At 70.3% G+C, this 24792-nt stretch carries 21 protein-coding genes; 12 read left to right on the forward strand and 9 right to left on the reverse strand.

Features of this window, described 5'->3' with window-relative positions:
• The first annotated feature begins 379 nt into the window (after nt 1-379).
• The 3 genes from ABD331_RS57405 (at nt 380) to ABD331_RS57415 (ending at nt 2965) form a co-directional block, all read left to right on the forward strand.
• Nucleotides 380-1108 (forward strand): hypothetical protein, encoded by a 729-nt coding sequence (locus tag ABD331_RS57405; protein ID WP_344495480.1) that lies wholly within the window; start codon nt 380-382, stop codon nt 1106-1108.
• A gap of 1219 nt (nt 1109-2327) precedes the next feature.
• Nucleotides 2328-2636: a CPCC family cysteine-rich protein gene (locus tag ABD331_RS57410; RefSeq protein ID WP_344495482.1), complete on the forward strand. Its 309-nt coding sequence runs from the start codon at nt 2328-2330 to the stop codon at nt 2634-2636.
• Between the two features lie 149 nt (nt 2637-2785).
• Nucleotides 2786-2965, forward strand: coding sequence for a hypothetical protein (locus ABD331_RS57415; protein WP_344495484.1), 180 nt, complete (start codon nt 2786-2788; stop codon nt 2963-2965).
• 50 nt (nt 2966-3015) lie between these two features.
• Here ABD331_RS57415 and ABD331_RS57420 read toward each other — a convergent pair whose 3' ends face one another.
• Together ABD331_RS57420 and ABD331_RS57425 are read right to left on the reverse strand one after the other, a co-directional pair.
• The gene (locus tag ABD331_RS57420; RefSeq protein WP_344495486.1) at nt 3016-3393 is read right to left on the reverse strand and encodes a PASTA domain-containing protein; all 378 of its coding nucleotides are present in this window, start codon (nt 3391-3393) and stop codon (nt 3016-3018) included.
• Between the two features lie 94 nt (nt 3394-3487).
• Complete coding sequence (locus ABD331_RS57425; protein ID WP_344495488.1) at nt 3488-4198, reverse strand: LysR family substrate-binding domain-containing protein; 711 nt, start codon at nt 4196-4198, stop codon at nt 3488-3490.
• Between the two features lie 54 nt (nt 4199-4252).
• On the opposite strand from ABD331_RS57425, the gene ABD331_RS57430 reads away from it, so the two are divergent.
• Together ABD331_RS57430 and ABD331_RS57435 are read left to right on the forward strand one after the other, a co-directional pair.
• Nucleotides 4253-4624 carry a DUF5997 family protein gene (locus tag ABD331_RS57430; protein WP_344495490.1) on the forward strand — a complete coding sequence of 124 codons (372 nt, stop codon included), beginning with the start codon at nt 4253-4255 and terminating at the stop codon, nt 4622-4624.
• Between the two features lie 85 nt (nt 4625-4709).
• Nucleotides 4710-4985, forward strand: coding sequence for a hypothetical protein (locus ABD331_RS57435; RefSeq protein WP_344495492.1), 276 nt, complete (start codon nt 4710-4712; stop codon nt 4983-4985).
• A 16-nt stretch (nt 4986-5001) separates the two neighbouring features.
• Here ABD331_RS57435 and ABD331_RS57440 read toward each other — a convergent pair whose 3' ends face one another.
• Both ABD331_RS57440 and ABD331_RS57445 read right to left on the reverse strand, forming a co-directional pair.
• A complete protein-coding gene (locus ABD331_RS57440) occupies nt 5002-5271 on the reverse strand; it encodes a hypothetical protein (protein ID WP_344495494.1) in 270 nt (89 codons plus the stop codon).
• Between the two features lie 142 nt (nt 5272-5413).
• Nucleotides 5414-8479 (reverse strand): rhamnogalacturonan lyase family protein, encoded by a 3066-nt coding sequence (locus tag ABD331_RS57445; RefSeq protein ID WP_344495496.1) that lies wholly within the window; start codon nt 8477-8479, stop codon nt 5414-5416.
• Nucleotides 8480-8624: 145 nt separating this feature from the next.
• Between ABD331_RS57445 and ABD331_RS57450 the strand changes: the two genes are divergently transcribed.
• The gene (locus tag ABD331_RS57450; RefSeq protein WP_344495498.1) at nt 8625-9356 is read left to right on the forward strand and encodes a DUF7873 family protein; all 732 of its coding nucleotides are present in this window, start codon (nt 8625-8627) and stop codon (nt 9354-9356) included.
• Nucleotides 9357-10066: 710 nt separating this feature from the next.
• On the opposite strand, the gene ABD331_RS57455 is transcribed toward ABD331_RS57450, so the two are convergent.
• The 4 genes from ABD331_RS57455 to ABD331_RS57470 all read right to left on the reverse strand — a co-directional run bounded on the left by ABD331_RS57455 (nt 10067) and on the right by ABD331_RS57470 (nt 16032).
• Nucleotides 10067-11044 carry an aldo/keto reductase gene (locus tag ABD331_RS57455; protein ID WP_344495500.1) on the reverse strand — a complete coding sequence of 326 codons (978 nt, stop codon included), beginning with the start codon at nt 11042-11044 and terminating at the stop codon, nt 10067-10069.
• Nucleotides 11045-11209: 165 nt separating this feature from the next.
• Nucleotides 11210-12496, reverse strand: a complete 1287-nt coding sequence (locus ABD331_RS57460; protein WP_344495502.1) for a vanadium-dependent haloperoxidase — start codon at nt 12494-12496, stop codon at nt 11210-11212.
• Nucleotides 12497-12575: 79 nt separating this feature from the next.
• Nucleotides 12576-13958, reverse strand: a complete 1383-nt coding sequence (locus ABD331_RS57465) for an aminotransferase-like domain-containing protein (protein ID WP_344495504.1) — start codon at nt 13956-13958, stop codon at nt 12576-12578.
• Nucleotides 13959-14049: 91 nt separating this feature from the next.
• Nucleotides 14050-16032 (reverse strand): ATP-binding protein, encoded by a 1983-nt coding sequence (locus tag ABD331_RS57470; RefSeq protein ID WP_344495506.1) that lies wholly within the window; start codon nt 16030-16032, stop codon nt 14050-14052.
• Between the two features lie 118 nt (nt 16033-16150).
• Here ABD331_RS57470 and ABD331_RS57475 point away from each other — a divergent pair, with 118 nt between their 5' ends.
• On the forward strand, nt 16151-16627 hold the full coding sequence (locus ABD331_RS57475) for a GNAT family N-acetyltransferase (RefSeq protein ID WP_344495508.1): 477 nt from the start codon (nt 16151-16153) through the stop codon (nt 16625-16627).
• A 128-nt stretch (nt 16628-16755) separates the two neighbouring features.
• Here ABD331_RS57475 and ABD331_RS57480 read toward each other — a convergent pair whose 3' ends face one another.
• Nucleotides 16756-17043, reverse strand: a complete 288-nt coding sequence (locus tag ABD331_RS57480) for a hypothetical protein (RefSeq protein ID WP_344495510.1) — start codon at nt 17041-17043, stop codon at nt 16756-16758.
• A gap of 203 nt (nt 17044-17246) precedes the next feature.
• On the opposite strand from ABD331_RS57480, the gene ABD331_RS57485 reads away from it, so the two are divergent.
• The 5 genes from ABD331_RS57485 to nirD are packed head-to-tail and all read left to right on the forward strand — an operon-like array spanning nt 17247 to nt 24762.
• Complete coding sequence (locus tag ABD331_RS57485) at nt 17247-18560, forward strand: MFS transporter (protein ID WP_344495512.1); 1314 nt, start codon at nt 17247-17249, stop codon at nt 18558-18560.
• Nucleotides 18547-20577 (forward strand): molybdopterin oxidoreductase family protein, encoded by a 2031-nt coding sequence (locus tag ABD331_RS57490; RefSeq protein WP_344495514.1) that lies wholly within the window; start codon nt 18547-18549, stop codon nt 20575-20577. The genes ABD331_RS57485 and ABD331_RS57490 overlap by 14 nt, the downstream gene beginning before the upstream one ends.
• Entirely contained in the window at nt 20574-21968 is a 1395-nt protein-coding gene (locus tag ABD331_RS57495; protein WP_344495516.1) for an FAD-dependent oxidoreductase, read from the forward strand. Before ABD331_RS57490 ends, ABD331_RS57495 begins: the two co-directional genes overlap by 4 nt.
• Nucleotides 21965-24394, forward strand: a complete 2430-nt coding sequence (gene nirB, locus ABD331_RS57500; protein ID WP_344495518.1) for a nitrite reductase large subunit NirB — start codon at nt 21965-21967, stop codon at nt 24392-24394. The genes ABD331_RS57495 and nirB overlap by 4 nt, the downstream gene beginning before the upstream one ends.
• Nucleotides 24391-24762, forward strand: a complete 372-nt coding sequence (gene nirD / locus ABD331_RS57505; RefSeq protein ID WP_344495520.1) for a nitrite reductase small subunit NirD — start codon at nt 24391-24393, stop codon at nt 24760-24762. Before nirB ends, nirD begins: the two co-directional genes overlap by 4 nt.
• The last annotated feature ends 30 nt before the right edge of the window (nt 24763-24792 follow it).

Raw genomic sequence — 24792 nt, forward strand, 5'->3', positions numbered from 1 at the left:
CCCGCACCTGAGGATCAGGGACCTCCGGATCCGGCTTGCTTGCTCCCACGAAGGGATGTCTCCTTCCCCACCCTCAGCACAGAGTTTCATGCCTGTTTGCTACCTCTGTCCATTTTGACAGGGAGGGGTAGGAGTCATCTTCGGGGGCTTTGGCGCAGTGGCCCCGTGTTCGTACACCTGCCGCGCTCCGCTTCGACACCTCTGACGATGCCACGGTGGTCATCGTGAGAAGTAGGCACACGATCCGGCGGTCAACGACGGAATTTTATCTCTCTAGAGAGACCCAACAGTGCCGTGACCATGGACTATCCGGCATGTGTGATCCTTCGTATCTTCCACATGACTGATCCATATCTCCTGCTGGTAGCGAGGGCGCTGCATGGCATTCTGGGCGCGGACGACAGAGGACGACTTCGAGAAGTGGTTCCAGGCCAAGTTTGATCAGTGGATCGCTGAACGGCTGGGCACCGAGATCGACCAACGAGTTCAGGCGTGGCTCGGCAACGAAGACGATCGACTTCAGGAAGGCATGAGGACCCACTTCGACGCCCAGTTCGATTCGCGGTGCAACAAGCGCATCAAGGCGTGGCAGGATCGCGAGCTCAAGAAGGGGTTCGACGCGTGGGTAACCAACTGGTTCGACAACCTCTTCACCGTCTACGCCAACACGTGGGCCGACAGCGCGGGCTTCCAGGAGCGATTCGACCAGCGGTTCAAGGCCGTGTTCGAGGAGAGCCTGGAGAACGCTGTCAGGGCTAGAGTCGCTAACGAGATCAGCGGCCAGATCGATCGGCGCATCGAAGTATGGCTGATCGCCGCCCGTAAGGATCTCCTTGACGCGGCCGGCAGCGGCGGGAACCCGGCAGTCACGCCCCTGCTGACGGCTGCACCTGAACCCGAAGAAGAGATCAAGACTGCGACGGCTGGGCAACTCGCTCACTTTCTGGAGAAGGGACCACTCCAACCCCGGCGCATCAGAAAGCTCCTGAAGGGCCTGGAGATCCCGGGTACGAGGCCGGCAGCTTATCCAGTCAAGGAGGCCGCGGCCGCGTTGCTCCTACGCCGCGGCAGGCGGTCGAAGGATCCCGGAGATGAGTTCTCCTCATAAGACGGCCTGACACGTGAATCAACATCAGCCAAGCAGGCGGCAGACCGTGAGTACTTCGATCGTGACTGTTGGGCCACGATGGCGAGGGCTACCGACGACCTCGACTTGGCGCCCGCGTTCTGCCGCTAGGCGCCGTCATCGTGGACGAGGCCTACAAGGAGTTGCTGCGTGCGCAGATCCGGCACGGCAAGTAGATGTACGAGGTCGATAACGACCCACTTGTCGAGCATCGGCGCGACGCTCTTTCAGTAGAGGGGATGGCGCCGTACATGGAGTTACAGACGCTGCTCGCGAAAATGGAAGCGGAAAGCCGACGTGGCGGAGACGAGGATCACGGACGGCACCTACCGCCGGACAGTCGGCTGCCGTCTCAATATGAGTTGGGGCAGGCGCTCGGCGTCGTACGCGGAAGGCCTCGTCAAGGCCTTGGTGAGGTGTTCGCAACAGGGCACCCCGGCAGGGGCCGTAACTGCCTCATCGGATCTTCCTGAGCGCCCCCTTCTGATGCCGGCTGCCTACGCTTGGAGTGGGACAGCCACAGCAAGACAACCATGATCGGCACGATGATGGCCGGCGTTGCCGCAGTCGTTGCACTGGCCGTCTCTCTGGCGGCATTGTCCCTACAGGTGTTGGACCGGGTGGACAACCTGGAGCAGCAGGAACGGGCTGTGGCATCCCGCGCGCGCCCCGAGGAGGTCTCGCTGACTTGGGGAACCTTCCTCCGTGCTCCATCACCACGTACGCGGTCGTCCGCGATCATGCGCCCCGCGTGGCAGGCGACGTCGCCCACATCACGTTCAGAGCGCTCGTCTTTCAAACACCTTCCAACCGCATATGGGTGCGAAATGCCAGGGTCTTGGTCGAGGTGGAGGACGGAGAGGAAGTCGTGAATCTTGTCCCGGCCTTTCAGTACTTAGCGCCAGAGCCAGGTTCTCCTGACGCGGTACACCTGCGTGTCTTCGATGCAGGAATGAAGGCAAAAGGGAACCAGCGCAGGGTTGCTGACCGCGACCCCACCTGAGACGTAGGAGGCGAAAGCCTGATTGTTCTCTACTGGACGGAGATGGGCGTGGCAGGTCGGCGTTGCTCGTAAGCACTCGCCGAATGCCGTCTGGCCTGGGGCTTCCCGGAGACACCATGGGACTGTCGCATCCGTGGGTCACGTGGACGGCGACCTTCCGGTCGGATCGCCACCGTATGGCTGGCATCATGACGGAACATGACCCCCCTCAGCATCGAGGAAATCCGTGAACGCAAGCGGTGGGTCCTGTGCGTGATGGATGAGCACGATGGGATCTTCCTTCGGTTGCCGCCGCGTGATGAGCCGTACACGTGCCCATGCTGTTTCCGCCCCACCCTCTGCTACCGCGGCGGCTTTCAGATGTGTGATGAATGCTGGTGGGAGGACGACGGGCAGGATGATCACAATGCGGATGTCGTCATGGGCGGCCCCAACGGGTCGGAGAGTTTGACCGCGGAGCGGCAGCGCTACCGGGAGAGGCGAGGACTGCCGCCGCTGGAGCTGTGACAGCAGCGGTTGCGAACGGAGGCACCGCCTCTCGGGACATACGCGGGATGACCTTCCGTGGCATTCGGGAGCGTGTGCTGCCAGAAGGCTCCGGGCGGGTTGCAGCCAGGTCCAAGAGCGGTCCAAGTGGCGGCATGTTGCATGGCGCCATGAGAAACCTGATTGCGGCCCGTGGCGTGCGCCGGGCGCTGGCTCTGGTCCTGCTGTCCATCACCACCGTGCTGACGATCGGCGTGACGAGCAGTCCCGCTCACGCGTGGAACCCCGCGAACGACGGCTGGTACAAGTGCTACGTCGACGGCAAGTGGATGTGGTGCAAGGACCTGTAGGCCTGATCGTGAGGGCCCGCCCGCCTCTGGGGGAGGAGGGCGGGCCCTCGCTATTCGCCGATCTTCTTGGCGTAAAGGGTGATCAGCGTATCGGTGCTCACCTTGCTGCCGGCGGGCGGCGACTGCCGGGTGACGACCCAGTTGCGGTCGAGGACCTGGAGCCGGTTCTGCCCGGTGGCGTCCTTGTCGTTCAGTGCGTGGAAGCCCGCCGCCTGCAGCGTGTCCTGGCCTTCTTGGAGGTTCATGCCGACCACGTCCGGCAGCGTTTTCTGCTCCGCCGCGGTCTCGCTCGGCTTGGGCGGGCCGGAGCTCGCTGTCGAGGTGGCTTGGACGGTGACGGTTTCGACGGGGGCGGCGGGTGGTGTGCCGGTGCCGCACGCGGTGATGGCGGCGGTGGTGAGGACGGCGAGAGCGAAGCGCTTGGGCAACGTGCCCCCTCCTGCGGTCGGGGAGATGAACCGTGACAGGAGATGAGACGCGCCGAAGGGTGATCGAGTTGTCACCCTACGCTTCTAGGTTGGTTTATCGGGGTCGGTGGCCCTTGCCCCGGCGTGTGGCTCGGCGGCCTGAGCTGCTTCGCGCCGGTTTCTGAGTCTGCCGGCGGGCCGGCTTCTCCGCGGGCGGAGGGGTGTTACGGCCGCGGGTGCTGTTCACGGTCCGGCCGCGGACGATGCCGATGAAGTCCTCCACCAGGTCGGTGGTCGCGTCCGTGGGCCAGGCGAGGGCGACCTGCGACTGCGGCGCGTCCGTCACCGGCCGGTAGGTGAGGTCCTTGCGGTGGTGGAGGCGGGCCAGCGACTGCGGCACCACCAGCAGCCCCGCTCCGGACGCCACCAGTTCGACCGCCTCGGCCGTGGTGGCGGGGTCGGTGAACGCGGGGAGTCCCGGCCTGAGCGGCCATTCGATGGTGTCGTCCTGGGGGCGGAGCACCTCTTCGTCGGCCAGGTCGGCGAGGACGATCTCGTCGGCGGCGGCCACCGCGTGGTCCTTGGGCACCACGACGACGGTGGTCTCCACGTAAAGGGGAATGACGCTGAGCGCGTCGCGGTCGATCGGCAGCCGGACGAAGGCGGCGTCCGCGCCGCCGCCCCGCAGCAGGTCCACCGCCTCGGCGGCGGGGACCGTGACCAGGGCGAGCGGTACGTCGGGCAGCCTCTCGGTCCAGATGCCCGCCCATTTCGCGGGGGTCACCCCGGGCACGTACGCCAGCCGGAACGTCTCACCATCAGTCACCGCCTCAGGGTACCGATGTCAGGAAACCCCTACCGACTGACTACGCTTGGCCTCATGAGCTCGTCCAAACCGAAGTCCGTCCAGACGATGAAGCCCGAGACCGCGGCCAAGAAGCTGGGTGTGCTCCTGTCGGCCACTCCCGCCGAGTTCCGTGAGGGCGTCGTCTCCAGGGACGAGCTGAACGAGCTGCAGGCCAAGCCGCCCGCGTGGCTGGTGGAGCTGCGGCGCAACGGGCCGCACCCGAAGCAGGTCGTGGCCGCGAAGCTGAGGGTTTCCGTCTCCGGGCTGATCCGGGGCGGGATCACCGAGCCGCTCACCACCGCCGAGATCGAGGCGCTGAAGGCGGAGAATCCGGATTGGCTGGAGCACGAGCAGGCCGTTCAGGCTGAGACGCGCAAGGAGGCTCAGCGCCTCAAGCAGCGCTGAGCGCGAGCAGGGGTTCCGCGTCCCCGGCACGGTGGGTGTTGGTCCGGCTCTTCTTCGGTGTCATAGTGCGGAAGAAGGGCTGGAGGTGCGCCGTTGGGAAGCCACCGGGAAGACTCTTGGCCGCTGGGCACGTTCCTGGCCCGGTTGCCCGAGGGGCGCGCGCCGAGCGGAACGGAAGGAGAAGGCGGACAAACTGCTCGAACTCTTCGCGAAGATCGTGGACGCGCAGCGTCACGCGAACGCCTTCGAGCTGGTCCTGGCCAGTGAGAGCGCGCTCAGGGCGGCGTTCGAACGGCTCGACGTGCCGTTGCCGCCGTCCGACCCCGACTCGCCGTTCGCGCTCACGGAGGAGGCGGGCTGAGCCCTGATGACGATCGTCAGGACGAGTCGGCCGCCGACAGGAGCACCAGGACCGAGCCGGACAGCCAGCATGCGGCGCTCACGACGACCAGCGTGAGCGACATCAGGAGAGGCAGGTCCGGCAGCAGGCCGTTCAGGACCATGGGGACGATGCCCGCGCCGACGAGCATCAGGCCTGCTCCGAAGAGGCGAGGGTTGCGCTGCTGACGGCGGCTGAACAGGCGGGGGGTGCGGTTCGTGATCAGCACATACAGCCCGAGTGCGAAGTTCAGGCCTGCTGCGGTCACGGCCGCCACCTGTAAGGCGGGGAGGATCATCCGAGTTCGCCTCTCGCGGGTCACGAGGGCGGGGACGCCCTGCCGCGACATCATGCCGAAGGCCCGTGACCAAGATCAAGGCTGGGCCCCGTCCACGCGGACGGGGCCGGAGCTATGGGCGGAGCTTGAGCTCGCCCGTGAACGTGCGGCCGTCGGACAGATGGCCGCTGACGGTGACGGTGACCGTCCCGGTGTAACCGGAGAGGGCCTGCTCGACGCCGGTGGCATCGACCCGGAACCGATCGTGGCGGAGCGGAACGGCGGACAAGGGGATGATCTTGCCGTCCGCGACTGCCCGTACCGTGGCGGGCAGGACGTCGGCGCGCGTCCCGGAGACCTTCACCTGGAGCTGGTCCTGGTGGTGGAGCTGGACGCGGGTGGGAAGCGGCGCGCCGGTGGTCAGGTACGGGGCGGGCGGGGTGGTCATGCCGGTGCCGAGGAAGAAGCCGGTGTGCGGGGGCTGGTTGTAGCCGACGTTCTGCCAGGTGACGCCCGACTGGTAGACGGGGTCGTGGGTGAGCGTCGGGAAGCGGTGCTCCGTCGCGTAAGGGGTGGCGTACAGGCGGAGGGCGGTGGAGTCCTCGGTGCGGACCAGCAGTTCCTCGCGCCAGTCGCCGAGGAGGTCCGCCTGGAGGGACGGGTTGCCCTTGGTGGTGTTGTTGGAGTAGGTGCCGGTCGCGGTGAGGAGGTTGGTGGTGGTCTGGGTGGACGGGGTCCATTTGCCGATGGTGGGGACGCCGGCCAGCTTGTCGGCGGAGTAGTCGTGGTCGAGGATCTCGCGTGACAGGTCGCCGTCCCACCAGATGGTGTTGCTGATCGCCGGGGTCCTGTCGGCGGAGATGAGGTCGCCGGTGGCGGTGTGCAGGCCGGCGCCGTTGGAGGCCCAGGCCTCCTCGCCCGGGTGGGCGGGGTCGATGTCGCCGGTGAGGCCGCGGCCGGTGTCCTGGCCGGTCCTGACGCACCAGAGGATCTCGCCGGTGGCGGCGTCGTGCATCTCCAGGCCGCACGGCATGTTCGTGTGCTCGTGCACGCCGACGATCTCCAGGCCGGGGCGGGCCGGGTCGAGGTCGCCGAGGTGCATGGCGTCGCCGTGCTCCAGCTTGGTGGTGTAGAGGCCGGTGCCGTCGTCGTCCAGGGTCATCGCGCCGTAGGCGATCTCGTCCCTGCCGTCGGCGTCCACGTCGGCGACGGACAGGTTGTGGTTGCCCTGGCCGCCGTAGCCCGGGTTGCCGGAGCTGGAGAACGTCCACCGCTTGGTCAGCCTGCCGCCGCGCCAGTCGTAGGCGACCAGCATGCTCTTGGCGTAGTAGCCGCGGGTCATCACGATGCTGGGCAGGGAACCGTCGAGGTAGGCGGAGGCGGCCAGGAAGCGGTCGGAGCGGTTGGCGCTGCTGTCGCCCCAGTCGGCCAGGTTGCCGCGGGCCGGCTCGTAGTCCACGGTGGCCAGGGCCTTGCCGGTGCGGCCGTCGAACACGGTCAGGTATTCAGGGCCGCTGAGGATGCGTCCGCCGGTGTTGTGGTCGGCGGCCGGGTCGCCGATCACCATGCCCGCGCCGTCCACCGTCCCGTCGGCGGTCTTGACGACGAACTCGGCGCGGCCGTCCCCGTCGAAGTCGTCCACCAGGAACGGGCTGTAGTGCGCGCCGGCGCGCACGTTGCGGCCCAGGTCGACGCGCCACAGGCGGGTGCCGTCCAGCTCGTAGGCGTCGAAGACGGCCGGGCCTGTGTAGCCGCCCTGGGAGTTGTCCTTGCTGTTGGACGGGTCCCACTTGAGCACGATCTCGTACTGCCCGTCGCCGTCCAGGTCGGCGGCGGCGGCGTCGTTGGCGCGGTAGTCGTAGGCGTTCCCGGCGGGGGTGACGCCGCCGGTCGGCTTTTCGAGCGGGATGTCCAGGTACGCGGCCGTCCACGGGCGGGCCGGGGCCGAGCGGCGTCCCTCTCTGCCGTCCAGGACCGGGGCGACGGTGTAGGAGCCGGTGCCGCCGGCGTCCAGGTGGTTGGTCCGGTCGGTGCTGGTGAGGGGCTTGCCGTCCTTGTAGAGCTTGAAGCGCACACCGGACGGGTCGGTGCCGAGCATCCGCCAGCTCACCAGCGTGCCCTGCCCGGTCGGTACGGCCACCAGGCCCCGGTCCAGCTCGGGCATCCGGCGCAGCGGGTACGCGGTGACCGGTGAGGTGAGCGTGGCCGACGGCGCCGAGAGACCGCCGGGGCCCGCGGCCACGACGCGGTAGGCGTGCCGGGCGCCGGGGACGATCTCGTCGGTGTAGGAGGCCTTGTCAGGGTCCGTGACGACGCCGATCCGCTCGTCGTCGCGGTAGAGGTGGTAGAGGAGGGCGTTCTCGGCCGGACGCCAGCGCAAGGTGATCTTCTTGGTGGTGGCGGTGACGAGTTGCAGGCCCTCGGGGGTGGCCGGGGCGGGGCTCGCGGCGTCCTTGACGGTGACGGTGAGGGGCGCGCCGAGGGTGCCGCCGGGGGTCTTGACCGCGTAGGCGTAGGTCAGGCCCAGCTCGGGCGTGGTGTCGGTGAACGTGGCTGCCGTGCTGTCGCCCAGCTTGGCCCAGGGGCCGGTGGCCGTCCCGGCGCGATAGACCTCGTAGCCGGACGAGCCCGTCGCGTTCCAGGTGAGCGTGACCGCCGGGGTGGCGGTGGCCTCGATGGCGGAGGCCGCGAGGCCCGTGGGGGCGGTGGCCGGGGCGACGAGGATCGCGTTCACCCGGCCGTCCTGGCCGAAGCCCAGGTCGAGCCGGCCGTCGGTGATGCGGGCTGTGCCGGTGTAGTCGCCGTACGCGCCGGTGCTCGCGGTGATCGTGGCACGGGGCTCGCCTTCGACGGCGAGGGTGGTGGTGTTCGGGGCGATGGCGTCGCCGGAGATCACCTTCAGCTCGTACTCGCCGTTCGGGACGTCCACGGCGAAGCCGTACGAGGCGGCGACCGTGAAGTCCCGCGTCACCGGGTCGGCGGTGCCCCGGTCGCGGTAGCCCACCGCGCGGTCCAGGCCGTAGCCGAGGTCGGGGGTGTAGAGGGTGGTGTGGGCGACGCGCGTGTAGCCGTCGGCCAGGGGGCTGGTGGTGGAGCCGAAGTCGAACTTGAGCCCGGGGGACGGGTCCAGGGGTGCTGCGGCGGCTGGGGTGGCCGGGATGGATAACGTGAGTGCGGCGGCGATGAGAGCGAGCCTCACAGGTGTACTCCTGCCGGGTGATCTGAGATTAGAACGTTTTTAGCGGCAGGGAAAGCGCTTGCCAAGGCTTTACTTTCGCGGGTAAATCAACTAAGGGGAAATAATCGGGTGTGAGGTGGTCCGGATTGGCTCTAGGGTTTCGATCGTGACCAAGCTCAACCAGATCCTCGCGGTCGAGAAGGGTGTGAAGTCGGACGTCCAGCGCAAGGTGACGGACGCCTACCACCAGATCCAGAAGACACCCCTGCTCTCCGGCATCTCCCGGACGTACCAGCCGATCGACGACGAGGGCGAGCAACTGCCGCCCGAGTCCACGCGCGTGCAGGTGCAGGCCGACGAGGTGCTCAAGGGCGTCGGAACCGCAATGGCGCGGCTGTTCGACGTGACCGCCACCAAGGACTGGGCCAACTGCGAGGCCAAGGCCAGCGTCGTCGTCGACGGCACGGTGTTGCTGGAGGACGTGCCGGTGACGTACCTGCTCTTCCTGGAGAAGCAGCTCACGGACGTCTACACGCTGGTCTCCAAGCTGCCCACGCTGGACCCGGCCGAGACGTGGTCGCGGGACGAGGCCACCGACACCTGGCGGACCGATCCCGTCAAGACCACCCGCACCAAGAAGGTGCCGCGCAACCACGTGCTGGCGGAGGCGACCGACAAGCACCCCGCGCAGGTGCAGGTCTACAACGAGGACATCGTCGTCGGCTACTGGACGAAGGTCAACTTCTCCGGGGCGCTGCCGCAGCGGCGGGTCAACGAGCTGCTGGCGCGCGTGCAGAAGCTGCAGGACGCGGTGAAGTACGCCCGTGAGGAGGCGAACGGCGCCGAGATCGTGGACAGGAAGGTCGGCGAGAGGGTGTTCGCCTACCTCTTCGCCTGAACCGGGCTTGCCGCCGGCGCCCGGTGAACTACGCTAAGGACTCCCTCGCCTCGTGCGAGGGCGCGCGAAGAGCGCAAGCTGAGGCTGAGGCCTGAGGCTGACATGACGGTGACAGTGAAGGTTCGAGTCCTTCCCGGGGCATCCGCGCCCCGGTAGCCCAACTGGCAGAGGCGGCCGTCTCAATTTCAGATTCTCGCTCTAGATTCAGCATTGATCGTCGAGTGCCGGATCGATCGGGACGGGCTGTGGATGTTGAGGTGCCGGTTCGAATCCGGCCCGCCGCTCTCACCATGCGGCGGTGGCTCAATGGCAGAGCGCGCGTCGTAAGGGCTGACCCGTTCCCTTAAAAGCCGCCGGCACTCACATATGGCGGTCGTTCTCGGGCCCCTCGGATGGGTAGATCCGGGGGGCCCACCTGTGTCCGCCGGGCCACCGGGCGCTCGCGCGAATGGACGTTCAAGGCCGGTTCGTAGGACAGAACGGTCACCTGCTGAGACCGCCGGGCAAGGGGCCCTTGCCTGAGCACGTTCAGGGGCAGATGGTGGAGGTACGCAATCCGCGCATGAGCGTCAGACCGTCCGGAGTGGAATTCTCCGGCGGGTTGTCCCGCCCGGACAGCGAGATGGGTGGCGGTGGCCGACAAGGTCACCAGACCTGCCGCCGGTTGACGGTGCCTCTGCTGTTCCGGGCGGGACGCTTGACGCCCGCTCCTACCAGCGGTCGTGGACCTGGGGCCGGATGAGGTCGTCGTAGACGTCCTGGACGGCGGCCAGGGTGGCGGCGTCCAGGGGCGGGGTCGTGTCGGCGGCGGCGTTGGAGCGGGCCTGGGCAGGGTTGCGGGCGCCGGGGATGACGACCGAGACGCCCTCCTGGTCCAGCACCCACCGCAACGCGAACTGCGCCATGCTCACCCCGTCGGGCGCCAGGGGCGCCAGGCGGCGGACCGCCTCCAGGCCGGTGGCGAAGTCCACGCCGGAGAACGTCTCGCCGACGTCGAACGCCTCGCCGTGCCGGTTGTAGTTGCGGTGGTCGTCGGCGGAGAAGGTGGTCTGCTCGTCGTACTTGCCCGACAGCAGCCCGCTGGCCAGCGGGACGCGGGCGATGATGCCCACCCCGGCCGCGCGGGCCGCAGGGAGGACCTGCTCCAGCGGCTTGAGCCGGAACGCGTTGAGGATGATCTGCACCGTCGCCACGCCGGGCCGGGCGATGGCCGTCAGGGCCTCCTCGCACGTCTCGACGCTCACCCCGTACGCGGCGATCTTCTTCTCCGACACCAGCGTGTCGAGGGCGTCGAAGACCGCGTCCGTCGAGTAGACGGGCGTCGGCGGGCAGTGGAGCTGGACCAGGTCGAGGGTGTCCACGTCCAGGTTGCGGCGGGAACGTTCGTTCCAGGCGCGGAAGTTGGACATGACGTAGTTGGACGGGATCTGCTCCATCCGGCGGCCCATCTTGGTGGCCACGGTGACCTCGGGGTGGGCCTTGGCGAAGCGGCCGACGATCTGCTCGCTGCGTCCGTCGCCGTACACGTCGGCGGTGTCGATGAAGGTCACGCCCGATTCGACGGCGGCGGTGAGCGTGGCGACGGCCTCGTCCTCCGACACCTCGCCCCAGTCGGCGCCGAGCTGCCAGGCGCCGAGCCCGACCACGCCGACGCGGCGTCCGGTGCGTCCCAACACGCGCTGTTCCATGTGTGTCCACCTCATAGCTGATGTGCCTGACCAGCAACAGTCTTCCGGATGGAAGGGGGAAGGGCACACCCCGCCCCCGGGTGGTGGGGAGGGGCGGGGCGCGCGTCTGTGGGAGGGGCGGGGCGCGCGTCGGGGCATGCGTCGGCAGAAGCAGGAGGTACGGGGTCAGCGGGGGCAGGCGCCTGTGTGGGTGGGGCCGGATTTGAGGAGGAGGCGCTTGGCGAGGATCTCGGCGGCGACGTCCGCCCCCATCGCGAGCCCGTCGAAGTTGCTGAAGGAGAAGTGCAGCCCGCCCAGCACCCGGGAGCGGCCCGCGTCCGCCGCGGCGGCCGAGAAGGCGGGGAACGTCCTGCGCCACGGCTGCCCGGTCGCCGGGTCGATCGGCGCGCTGTCGGTGACCAGCGTGAACGGGATGCGGTCGGCGCAGAAGAAGCCTGCCAGGACGGCGGCGCCCGCGCCGCTGAAGGAGCTGTGGCCCGAGATGTACTCGGGGGAGCTGCCCGCGCTCCCGGCCCGCGCCCGCCAGCCGGGGACGGGCTCGGTGTAGGGGTTGCCGTCGGTGTCCGCCTGCTGGATGGCCGCCGTGGGCCGCCAGTGGCGGAAGGTGTGCTTCGTGCGGACCGTCGGGATGGAGGTGTCGGCCAGGGCCATGCCGAGCAGCGCGAACAGCCGGGCCTCCGCTGCCAGCGGCAGCGGCCGGTCCACGGCGAGCGCGATCTTGACCCATTCGCCCGGTGGTTGCGCCGTGCCGGTGGGCAGCGACCAGTACTGGTAGACGGCCGACTTGTCCGCGTCGGTGATGGAGGCGTCGCCGAGCAGCCTGACCTCGGCGAACGCCGCCGCGTAGTCGAGGCCGGCGAGGGCGGGCGGGCCGTCGCCGACGTACGGGGCGGCGTCGGCGATGCCGAACGGCGTCATGTTCCGGTATTGCACGCCCGGCCAAGCCTGCGCGAACACGCCGGGCCCCGAGCCGGCGGGCTGCGTCTCCACCGGTGACGAGCCGTCGCCCTGCCTGGCCGCGTGCACGTCCCTGCCGACGATCTCGCCCCACGCGCGGCCGTCGGCGATGCGCGACCCCGTCCCTAATCGGGCCAGGTCAGCGTTGAGCCGCTCGGTGAGCGTGGCCTCCTGCCCCGGGTACAGGCGGGTCAGCACCGCGTGCGCCGCCGCCACGGCCGCGGCCTGCTGGTCGCCGCGCGCGGGCGCGCCCTTCGGGTCGCGCAGCGCGGGCGTCCTGGCGTGGTGGTCGCCGCGGGCGGTGGCGATGCCGTTGACGGCGTCGTACATGCCGATGTTGAGCATCGCGTACGTTCTGGCGGCGTCGGAGTCGGAGGCCCGTTCGGCGCGGACGACCTGGAGCGCCTGCTCGTTCCACCCCCGAACCGGATCGACATCGGTGGCGGAAACGATGGGGGGCGGGGCGAGGAGCAGCAGCGCGATGAGCTTGTTCATGAGATCCCCTCTTGTGGTGCGGAGAGCCGATCACTGAAAGATGCGCCTCACGCGCCGCTCCCGCCACTACCCCGCCCGGTCATGCGGCCGTGCGCCGCGCCAGCCGGTGCTCGTCCAGCGTGCGGGTGAGCGCGTGCAGCGCGCGGCGCAGCGACACGCCGTCCAGGTGGCCGAAGCTGAGCACGATCCCGTTGCCCGGCTGCGACTCCGGATGGTGGTAGGCGGCCAGCTCGGCCACCTGCACCCGCCGCGCGAGCAGCGCCGCGGCCACCGAGGCGGCCGGCACCGACACCGGGAGCAGCAGCGTGGCCGCCGCGCCGGTGCGCGCGCCGAGCAGCCTGGTGTGCGGGTACGCCTCCAGCGCCTGCCGGACGAGCGCCCGCTTGGCCGCGTACTGGGCCGACAGCTCGGCCGTCCGCCCGGCCACGCAGCCCGACCTGAGCAGGTCCGTGACGGCGAGCTGGGAGGTGATGGACGGCCCCGCGGGCATGAACTGCTCGATCTCCCCGGCCAGCCGCCGCGGCACCACCGCGAACGCCAGCCGCAGCGTCGGCGTCAGCACCTCGGCGAACGAGCCCACCATGGCCGTGGACCACGGGTCGCCGAGCGACGCGAGGGCGGGCAACGGTTCGGGCGCCTCGGCGAACAGCCCGTCGAAGGCCGGCTCCAGCACCAGGCCGCCGCTGTCGCGCGCCCACCGCGTCAGCGTGTGGCGCCGTTCGAGCGGCAGCCGCGTGCCGAGCGGGTCGCCGCGCTCGGGCAGCCCCACGACGACGTCGCAGGCGGCGGGGATCCGGTCGGTACGCGCGCCCGACCCGTCGGCGGGCAGGGGCAGCACGGTGCCGAGCCGGGAGAGCGCGGCCCTGAGCTTCGGCGGAGCCGGGTCCTCCAGCGCGATCACCGGGTCGGAGCCGCCCTGCGCGCGCAGGATCAGCCGCAGCGCGTCCGCGATGCCGGGCGTGACGATCACCTCGTGGCCGTCCAGCTCCAGGCCGCGCACGTGCCGCAGGTGGGCGGCGATGGCGGCGCGCAGCGCGGGCAGCCCGGTGGCGGGCAGCCCGCCGAGCGGCGGCCGGTGCAGGCCGGCGCGCCGCCAGGCCGCCCGCCACGCGGCCAGCGGGAAGCCCTGGGTGCTCGGCCGGTCCAGCCGCAGGTCGAGCAGCGTCTCGCCGGAGGCGGCCGCGCGGGGCGCGGCGCTCGCCTGCTCGCACACGTACGTGCCCGAGCCGTGCCGCCCGGTGATGTACCCCTCGGCCAGCAGCCTTTCGAAGGCGGCCAGCGCCACACCCCGGGAGATCCCCAGCACGCGTGACAGCGTGCGGGTGGACGGCATCCGGCTGCGGGGGGCCAGTTGCCCCCGCACGATGGCCCTCCTGAGCTGGGCGGTGAGCTGGTCCTGCAGCGGCTCGGGCAGGCCACGCTCAAGATGGATGGGTATGCTGAGCCTTTGCGGATGGCGCATGGATCGTCCCCCAGTCGACGTACGGAAACAGGCCCCCTCCACTTAGGCGTGACACTCTGTTCCACGCCGTGCCATCGCGGGCCAGGGGTCGTCAGCGCGGCCGGTACGAGCAGCGCACCCCGGTCTGCACGGTGGCGCGCAGCTCCTCGCCGATGGTCCGGTCCACTGCCGAGATGCGGTCCAGCGCCCGCCTGATGGCCTTGCCGACGGCGATCCTCGCGCGTTCCTCGTTGCCCGCGAACGGCCGCGCCCGGCCGCCCATGCCGGTCGCGGCGGCCAGCTCCGCGATCAGCCATTCGCGTTCCATCCGCAGCGCCCCCGCGCGTTCGAGGTCGTGCATCGCCTCGTGCTCGTCGATCTCGGCCTGCAGCCCGGTGAGGCGGCGGCGGTAGGAGTTCCTGGCCACGTCGTCGAGGATGGGCTGCACCGACTCGCGCGAGCCTTCCCGCCGCTTCCCGCCGGCCGCCCTGCCCGCAGCCTTGCCCGCGAGAGCGCTCGCCGCCGCGCTCGCCGCGGTGCCCGCCGCCAGGTCCGCGGAGGGGATCTCGTGGCCGGGGTTGGCGGCCAGCGTGGCCAGGTGCGCCATGCCGACGCTGTGGTCCACCAGCGCCACCCGCCCGTTCAGCTCGACGCGCCAGTGCCGCCCGTCGCGCCGGAACCGGCACGCCCCGTCCGCCCGCGGTGGCCGTCCGACCACCGCGGGGAGGACCATGCCCAGGTCGGCGGCCTCGCGGGCGGCGGTGGCCAGCTCGGCGCGGGCCGTCTCGTCGGCGGGGCCGTCGCGCAGCGCCAGCGCCTGGCCGAGCCGGCAGCGCGACAGCGTCGCGGCCGGCCAGTGGCCCAGCGCCAGGTTGTCGTGCACGGCCTCGCGCAGGTGCGCGATGGCCAGGTCGAGGTCGCCGGTGGTGAGCGCGGCCATGCCCAGGGAGTGCCGCACCGAGCCGAAGCAGGCCACGCCGAGGCTGGCGATCACCGGCAGGTGCGCGTACGGGCTCAGCAACGCGTACGCGCAGGCGGCCGTGTCGGCGTCCTGCAGCAGGTGGGCGGCCTCGACCACGCAGTACATCGCGGTCAGCCAGGAGCTGGAGCTGGGCACCTCCGCCAGGTCCCGGCCGCGTAACCGGGCCAGGTGCCCGGTGGCCAGCCGGCGGTCCCCGGCGACGGCGGCGGCCAGCGCGAGGGCGGCCACGTAGGAGTTGTCGATGGGGCTGAGCGTGGGGGAGTTGACCAGGTCCGCGAGGGCGGGCAGCAGCTCGGGGGCGCGGCCTTGGTACCAGCGGATGGCGCCGAGCTGGCCGCCGTACCAGCCGATCGCGTCGATGTCGCCGGCTGCGACGCCGCGCTCGAAGCAGACGCCGGCCAGTCGCTCGGCCTCCTCCAGGCGGCCCGCGCGGATGGTGAGCATGACCTCCAGCGCGCGCACCACGAACTCGATGGCCAGGTTCGGGTGTTCGCCGAGCACGGCGCGCAGCTCCTGCATGCAGCGCTCCGCGTGCGGGTCGGCGGCCAGGTGGAGGTTCACCGTGCGCCACATCAGGCCCATGATCAGGTCGCTCCTGCGGCCGGTGACGGCGGCCTGGCCGATCAGCTCGCCGGACAGTTGCATCCGCAGCTTCCCGTGCTCCGGCCCGAGCACGCAGTGGTGCGCCAGGCTCAGCGCCTCCGCCAGCGCCAGCGCGTCGCCCGAGCCTCTGGCCTGGTCCAGCAGCCGCAGGATGCCGTCGTGGGCGCCGCCGCGGTAGTCCTCCTCGCCCTGGATGCGCAGCCGCAGCCGCAGCGCGAGCGGGGAGCCGGGGTCCACCTGGGACAGCGCGTGCCGCTGGCGGACCCGTACCTTCTCCCACTCGACGGCGGTGCGGTACTCGTGCACCCAGATCCCGCCCAGCCCCAGCGCCGCCTGCGCCAGTGCCGCCTGGTCGCCGCACTCCTCCGCCCGCACGTAGGCCTGGTCGAACCAGCGCCGGGCGCGCTGCAGGTCACCGTCCTCGAACAGCGCGCGCTCGCCCCGGACGAGGGCCGCTTCGAGATCCGGGCATGACGGCGGGCGAACACCCAGTCCTTGTGCAACGCTCACGATTCCCGCTCCCCTGTCGGTCATCCGGACTGAGCGTCCCCACGCTGGTCCGAATACCGTTCTAGGTGAAGCACGTATGACGTACGGGGAGGGTTCAATCCCGCGTAGCCTCAATGCCATGATTCGTCCTGCCACACCCGCTGACGTGCCGGAAATCGTCAGCATGATCCTTGAGCTCGCCACGTACGAGAAGGCCGCACACGAGGTGCGCGTCACCGAGGAGCAGCTCCACGACACCCTCTTCGGCGACCACCCCGCCGCCTTCGTGCACATCGCCGAGCAGGACGGCGCGGTGGTGGGCTTCACGCTGTGGTTCCTGACCTTCTCCACCTGGCGCGGCACGCACGGCATCTACATGGAGGACCTGTACGTGCGCCCGCAGCACCGCGGCGGCGGCCACGGCGTCGGCCTGATGCGCAAGCTGGCCGAGATCTGCGCGGAGCGCGGCTACCAGCGCCTCGAATGGGCGGTCCTCGACTGGAACCGGCCCAGCATCGACTTCTACGAGAAGCTCGGCGCGGTCAACCAGGACGACTGGTACCGCTACCGGCTGACCGACGAGCCGCTCGCCCGCCTGGCCGCCCGCCGCGACTGACCCCGCGCGACTGACCCCGCGCGACTGACCCCGCGCGACTGACCCCGCGCGACTGAGCCCGGCCAACTGGGCCCGGGCAGCCGTCACGCAGGTCACGCACCGTGACGTGACCTGCGTGACACATCCGTTTAAACCCCGGCGTGCGAGCGCGCCCGGCTGCTCTCCTGCTCGAACATGCCCGCCGACGGCTCTTCGAGGTCGCGGTGCGTCTCCTCCATCCGGAGCGCGACACCGAGCGCGAAGAACGTGGGCGCCCACTCCCCGATGAAGATGCCCCAGCGGTCGGCCCGGTCCAGCCCAGCCTGCTCCGTGTTCTTCGACAGCAGCCAGGTGCCGAAGGACAGGGCGATGGACGCCAGCCCCGCGGTGTACATGTGCCCCGACTTGACACCCATGTCATGAAGCTTTTTGATCATGTTTCCCCCCTTGCTCCCAGTGCAGTTACCCCAGGGCAGGGCAGGTAACCGATCATTACGGGCGTGTTTCCGCAGTGACGGTTGTGCGTGACTTGTTACCGAGGTGAATCACACGTAACCAACGCACAGCCACGCACGGTCAAAGTGCGTAACGAGCCCTTCCTACCTTGGAGATCCCCGGACGCCGAGCGTAGGAGAGGTCGATGGCGCGCTGGATCGCCGAGTGGCACCCCGATGACCCAGCATTCTGGGAGAAGTCAGGCAAACGAGTCGCACGCCGCAACCTGATCTTCTCGATCGCTGCCGAGCACCTCGGCTTCACGGTGTGGACCCTGTGGAGCATCGTGGCGACCAAGATGGGTTCGTACGAGTTCACCACCGACCAGCTCTTCTGGCTGGTCGCCCTGCCGAACCTGATCGGCTCCGTGCTGCGGGTGCCCTACACGTTCGGGCCCGCCAAGTTCGGCGGCCGCAACTTCACCGTGATCAGCGCGACGTTGCTGCTCATCCCCGCCGTGCTGCTCAGCGTGGCGGTGAACAACCCGGACACGCCCTACTGGCTCTTCCTGGTCATCGCGGCCCTGGCCGGCTTCGGCGGCGGCAACTTCGCCTCCAGCATGGCCAACATCACCTACTTCTACCCGCGCAACAAGCAGGGCGTCGCGCTCGGCCTCAACGCCGCCGGCGGCAACATCGGCGTCAGCTCCGTGCAGCTCGTCATGCCGCTGGTGATCGGCTCGCTCGGGCTGGCCGCCGCCGGATGGTTCTGGATCCCGTTCATCGTCGTCGCCGCCGCCTGCGCGTTCTTCTTCATGGACAACCTGACCAGCGCCAAGGCCAACCCCCGCCAGCAGCTCGCGGTGGCAGGCAAGGCCCAGACCTGGATCATGTCCTTCCTCTACATCGGCACGTTCGGCTCGTTCATCGGCTACTCCACCGCCTTCCCCCTGCTGAGCCAGAGCCTCTTCCCCGACGCCCCGTACGCGGCCGTCGCCTTCGCGGGACCCCTGATCGGCTCGCTGATCAGGCCCGTCGGCGGTCTGCTGGCCGACAAGCTCGGCGGCGCCCCCGTCACCCTGTGGAACTTCGCCGCCATGGGCGGCGGCGTCCTGCTCGTCTGGTGGGCCAGCACCTCCGGCAACTTCTGGATGTTCTTCCTGTCCTTCCAGCTCCTCTTCCTCACCGCCGGCGTCGGCAACGGCTCCACCTACCGCATGATCCCGGCCATCTTCCAGGCCAAGGCCGTCGCCGAGCGCGGCGACGAGACCGAGGAGACCCTGCTGTACGGCAAGCGCCAGGCCTCCGCCGCCATCGGCATCATCTCGGCGGTCGGCGCCCTCGGCGGGTTCCTCATCAACCGGGCGTTCGGCATGGCGTTCGCCGCGGCCGGCACCCCCGCCCCCGCCTTCCTCGCCTTCGGCATCTTCTACGTCGCCTGCCTGGGCCTGACCTGGTGGTGCTACACGAGGACGGTCGGCGTCAAGGTGATCGCGAGTCTCTCCTATGCCCGGATCTGACGTGCCTGTGAAGACCCACTGCCCGTACTGCGCCCTGCAGTGCGGCATGGAGATCGGGCCTGAGCTGACCATCAGCCCCAGGACCGACATCCCGGCCAACGCCTCCGGGGCGCTGTGCCAGAAGGGCTGGACGGCGGGCGAGCTGCTCACCAACGGCGAGCGCCTGACCACCCCCCTCCTGCACGGCGAGCCCGTGGAGTGGGACGTCGCGCTGGACTACGTGGCGTACCGGTTGTCCGCCATCCGCGCCGAGCACGGCCCCGACGCCGTGGCCGTGTTCGGCGGGGGTGGGCTGACCAACGAGAAGGCGTACACGCTCGGCAAGTTCGCCCGGGTCGCCCTGCGCACCAGCCAGATCGACTACAACGGCCGCTTCTGCATGTCCTCGGCCGCCGCCGCCTCCATCAGGGCGTTCGGCCTGGACCGGGGCATGCCGTTCCCGATCACCGACCTGGACGACGCCGACGTCGTCATGATCGCCGGCGGCAACGTCGCCGAGACCATGCCGCCGTTCGTGCGCCACCTGGACGGGCCGCGCCTCATCGTCATCGACCCGCGCCGCACCCAGACCGCCAAGCTGGCCTGGCTGCACCTGCAGCCCACGCCCGGCACCGACCTGGCGCTCGCCCTCGGCATGCTGCACCTGGCCATCGCCGACGGCCTGGTGGACGAGGAGTACGTCGCCGCCAGGACCACCGGGTTCGAACAGGTGCGCACCTCGCTGTCGGCCTGGTGGCCCGAGCTGGTCGAGCGGATCACCGGGGTGCCCGTCCACCAGATGCGGCAGGCCGTCAGGGCGCTGGCCGCCGTGGACAAGGCGTACATCCTGACCGGCCGCGGCGCCGAGCAGCACGCCAAGGGCACCGACACCGTCACCGCGTTCATCAACCTCGCCCTCGCGCTCGGCCTGCCCGGCAGGCACGGCTCCGGGTACGGGTGCGTGACCGGGCAGGGCAACGGCCAGGGCGGCAGGGAGCACGGCCAGAAGGCCGACCAGCTCCCCGGCTACCGCAAGATCGACGACCCGGCGGCCCGCGAGCACCTGGCGCGGATCTGGGGCATCCCGGCCGAGGACATCCCCGGGCCGGGGCGGTCGGCGTACGAGCTGCTCGACGCGCTCGGCACCCCCGAGGGGCCGAAGGCGCTGCTGCTGTTCGGCTCCAACCCCGTCATCTCCGCCCCCGCCGCCGAGCACGTCGCCGGGCGCATCGGCGCCCTCGACCTGCTCGTCACCTGCGACTTCGTGATGTCGGAGACCGCGGCGCTGGCCGACGTGGTCTTCCCCGTCACGCAATGGGCCGAGGAGAGCGGCACCATGACGAACCTCGAAGGCCGCGTCCTGCTCCGCCGCCGGGCCGCCACGCCGCCCGAGGGCGTCAGGAGCGACCTCGACGTGCTCGCCGGGCTCGCCGGGCGGCTCGGCCACACCTTCGAGACCGAGCCGGTCAAGGTCTTCGACGAGCTGCGCCGGGCCAGCGCCGGCGGGCCCGCCGACTACTCCGGCATCACCTACGACCGCATCGCGGACGAAACGGGCGTCTTCTGGCCGTGCCCTTCCCCCGAGCACCCAGGAACGCCCCGCCCGTTCCTCGACCGGTTCGCCCACCCCGACGGGCGGGCCAGGTTCGTGCCCGTCCAGCACCGGCCGGCCGCCGAGGAGCCCGACCAGGACTACCCCGTCTACCTGAGCACCGGCCGGGTGCTCGCCCACTACCAGAGCGGTGCGCAGACCCGGCGCATCGCCTCGCTCGTCCAGGCCTCCCCCGAGCCGTACGTCGAGCTGCACCCGGACCTGGCCGAGCAGCTCGACATCACCGCCGGGGACGTCGTGCGGGTCAGCAGCAGGAGAGGCGAGGGCAAGGCCGTCGCCAGGATCAGCGACGCCATCAGGCGCGACACCGTGTTCATGCCCTTCCACTGGGAGGGCGCCAACCGGCTGACCAACCCGGCACTCGACCCGACGTCGAGGATGCCGGAGTTCAAGGTCTGCGCTGTCAGGGTGGAGAGGGACTCATGAGGCTCGTCGTCGTGGGCAACGGGATGGCCGGGTCGCGGCTGGTCAGCGAGGTGCGCACCCGTGACCCGCAGATGAAGATCACTGTTTTCGGCGCGGAGGCGCGGCACCCGTACAACCGGGTGCTGCTGTCCAACGTGCTGGCCGGCAGCTCCCGCCCCGAACAGGTGCGGCTGCTCGACCCCTCCTGGTACGACGCGCACGGCGTGGAGGCCGCCTTCGGCAGCGCGGTCGCGCACATCGACAGGGACACCAGGCACGTCGTCACCGAGGACGGCCGGCGCGAGCCGTACGACCTGCTGGTGCTGGCCACCGGCAGCGACGCGATCGTGCCGCCGATCCCCGGCGTCGAGCGGGCCATCCCGTTCCGCACCCTCGACGACTGCGAGCGGATCATCGAGGCCGCCGCGAGCGCCCGCAAGGCCGTGGTCGTCGGCGGCGGCCTGCTCGGCATCGAGGCCGCCCGCGGCCTGGCCGGGCGCGGCCTCCCGGTCACCCTGCTGCACCTGGCGGGCCACCTCATGGAGCGCCAGCTCGACGTGGAGGCCGGCGAGGTGCTCGGCGAGACGCTGAACGGGCTCGGCGTCGAGATCCGCACCGGCGTCTCCGCCTCCGGCGTCGAGGAGCACGGCGTCCGGCTCGACGACGGCGAGCTGGTCGAGGCCGACCTCGTCATCCTGGCCTGCGGCGTCCGCCCCGTCACGGGCCTGGCCGCCGACGCGGGCCTGGAGGTGCGGCGCGGCGTCGTCGTGGACGACGAGCTGCGCACCGACGACCCGTCCATCTTCGCCATCGGCGAGTGCGCCGAGCACGACGGCACCGTCTACGGGCTGGTCGCCCCCGCCTGGGAGCAGGCGTCCGTGGCCGCCGACGTCATCACCGGCGGCAAGGGCCTCTACCGCGGCTCCCGGCTGGTGACCAGGCTCAAGGCCAAGAGCGTCGAGCTGGCCGCGATGGGCGACACCCAGCTCGGCGAGGAGCACGCCGAGGTGGTGCGCTTCAGCCACCGGGCCCGCGGCACCTACCGCAAGCTCGTCATCAAGGACGGCCGGCTGGTCGGCGCGATCCTGCTGGGCGAGAGCGACGCCGTCGGCACGCTCACCCAGCTCTTCGACCGCGGCGGGCCGGTGCCCGGCGACCGGGCCGGGCTGCTCTTCCCCGGGCTGGCCTCGGCGCCCGTGGCCGACAGCCCGACGCTGATGCCCGACGCGGCCAAGGTCTGCCAGTGCAACAACGTGACCAAGGGTCAGATCAGGGCCTGCTGGGAGGCCGGGGCCAGGGACGTGGCCGCGGTGGCGACCGCCACCAGGGCCACGACCGGATGCGGAACCTGCCGCGACGCCGTCGAGGGCATCGTCGGCTGGCTGTGCGAGCAAGAAGGAGTTTCGGTATGAACAGGATTGTCGTCGTAGGGTATGGTCCGACGGCTCACCGGCTCGTCGAGACTCTGACGAGCAAGGGCTTCGGCGGCACCGTCACCGTGATCGGGGAGGAGCCGCGCCCGGCCTACGACCGGGTGCACCTGACCTCGTACCTGTCCGGCACCAGCGCCGACGACCTCACCTACGAGGTGCCCTCCGGGATCGTGACCAGGCTGAACACCAAGGTCACCGGCATCGACCGAGAGGCCAGGCGGGTCGCGCTGGCCGACGGCGGCGTGGAGCCGTACGACGTGCTCGTGCTGGCCACCGGCTCCGCGCCGTTCGTGCCGCCGGTGCCCGGCGCCGAGCACGCCTACGTCTACCGCACGATCGAGGACCTCGACGCGATCAGGGTGGCCGCCAAGGACGCCGTCGAGGGCGTCGTGGTCGGCGGCGGCCTGCTCGGCCTGGAGGCGGCCGACGCGCTGCGGGCGCTCGGCCTCAAGGCGCACATCGTCGAGATGAGCCCCTGGCTGATGCCGCGCCAGGTGGACGAGGGCGGCGGCTCGGTGCTGAAGTCGCACATCGAGGGGCTCGGCCTGGGCGTGCACGCCGGCGCGGGCGTCCAGGAGGTCGTGACCGACGGCTCCGGCCAGGTCACCGGCCTGCGCAAGCCCGACGGGAGCATGGTGGACGCGCAGGTCGTCGTGTTCTCCGCGGGCATCAGGCCCCGTGACGAGCTGGCCAGGTCGGCCGGGCTGGAGGTCGGCCCGCGCGGCGGCATCGTGGTGGACGGCGGCATGCTGACCTCCGACCCCGCGATCTACGCGATCGGTGAGTGCGCGCTGGCGGGCGGCATGGTGTACGGCCTGGTCGGGCCGTGCAACACGATGGCCGAGGTGGCGGCCGACCGGATCATGGGCGGCTCCTCGACGTTCGAGGGCGCCGACATGTCGACCAAGCTGAAGCTGCTGGGCGTGGAGGTGGCGCAGTTCGGCGCCATGGAGGGGGCGCTCGACGTCACCTACATGGACCCGGTCGGCGGCGTCTACAAGAAGCTGTTCATCAGCGACGACGCGCGGACGCTGCTCGGCGGCATCTGCGTGGGCGACGCCTCGCCGTACACGCAGCTGAGGCCCTTCGTCGGCAAAGAGCTGCCCGCCTCGCCGTCCGACCTGCTGTTCAGCGGGGCGGGGGCGCAGCTCGACCTGCCGGACGAGGCGCAGGTGTGCTCCTGCAACAACGTGTGCGCGGGCGACATCCGCACGGCCATCGCCGACAAGGGCGTGACCGACGTGCCAGGACTGAAGGCCTGCACGCGGGCCGGCACGACCTGCGGAAGCTGCGTGCCGATGCTCAAGCAGCTCCTGGAGAAGTCGGGCGTCGAGGTCAGCAAGGCGCTGTGCGAGCACTTCACGTACTCGCGGGCCGAGCTGTTCGACATCGCGCGGGTACGCGGCATCACGACGTTCTCCGAGCTCATCGGCCGGCACGGCACCGGAAGGGGCTGCGACATCTGCAAGCCGGCCGTGGCCTCGATCCTGGCCTCGCTGCACAACGGGCACGTGCTGGAGGGCGAGCGGGCCACCCTTCAGGACACCAACGACAAGTTCCTCGCCAACATGCAGAAGAACGGCACGTACTCGGTCGTCCCGCGCATCCCCGGCGGCGAGATCACACCCGAGAAGCTGATCGTGATCGGTGAGGTGGCCCGCGACTTCGGCCTCTACACCAAGATCACCGGCGGGCAGCGGATCGACCTGTTCGGCGCCACCGTCGACCAGCTCCCGGCGATCTGGCGGCGGCTGGTGGACGCCGGGTTCGAGTCGGGGCACGCGTACGGCAAGGCGCTGCGCACGGTCAAGTCGTGCGTGGGCTCGACCTGGTGCCGCTACGGCGTGCAGGACTCGGTCGGCATGGCCATCGCGCTGGAGCTGCGCTACCGGGGCCTGCGCTCCCCGCACAAGCTCAAGTCGGCCGTCTCCGGCTGCGCCCGCGAGTGCGCCGAGGCCCGCTCGAAGGACTTCGGCATCATCGCCACCGAGCAGGGCTGGAACCTGTACGTCGGCGGCAACGGCGGCTTCAAGCCCCGCCACGCCGACCTGCTGGCCAACGACCTGAGCACCGACGAGCTGATCAGGACCATCGACCGGTTCCTGATGTTCTACATCCGCACGGCCGACAGGCTGCAACGCACGTCCACCTGGCTCGAGTCGCTGGAAGGCGGGCTCGACTACCTCCGTGAGGTGATCATGGAAGACACGCTGGGCATCTGCGCCGACCTGGACGCGCAGATGGAACGGCACATCGCCACGTACGCCGACGAGTGGGCCGCGACGCTGGACGACCCGGAGAAGCTGAGCCGGTTCGTGAGCTTCGTCAACGCCCCCGGCGTGCCCGACCCGTCGATCGTGTTCGCCAGCGAGCGCGGCCAGATCAAGCCGGTGATGGCCCGATGAGCTGGACCCCGATCTGCTCCATCGACGCCCTGCGGCCGGAGAGCGGCGTCTGCGCCCTGGTGGACGGCGTCCAGGTGGCCGTCTTCATGACCTACGACGGTGACCTGCACGCGCTGTCCAACCTCGACCCCTACACCGACGCGTACGTGCTCTCGCGCGGCATCGTCGGCACCAGGCAGGGCGAGCCGACCGTGGCCTCGCCGCTGCACAAGCAGGTGTACTCGCTGGTGAGCGGGCGGTGCCTGGACGACGAGACGCTGTCGGTGCCGGTCTACGGCGTGCGGGTGGGGGACGGCGGGCTGGTGGAGGTCACCCTCGAACAGCGCGTGGAGGCCGGTCTGGAAGAGCGGGTGGAGGTCGGCGTCTAGCCCTCTGCCGAATCACAGCCCAGGTCGCCG

The organism is Nonomuraea monospora, from assembly GCF_039531895.1.
Classification (GTDB): domain Bacteria; phylum Actinomycetota; class Actinomycetes; order Streptosporangiales; family Streptosporangiaceae; genus Nonomuraea; species Nonomuraea monospora.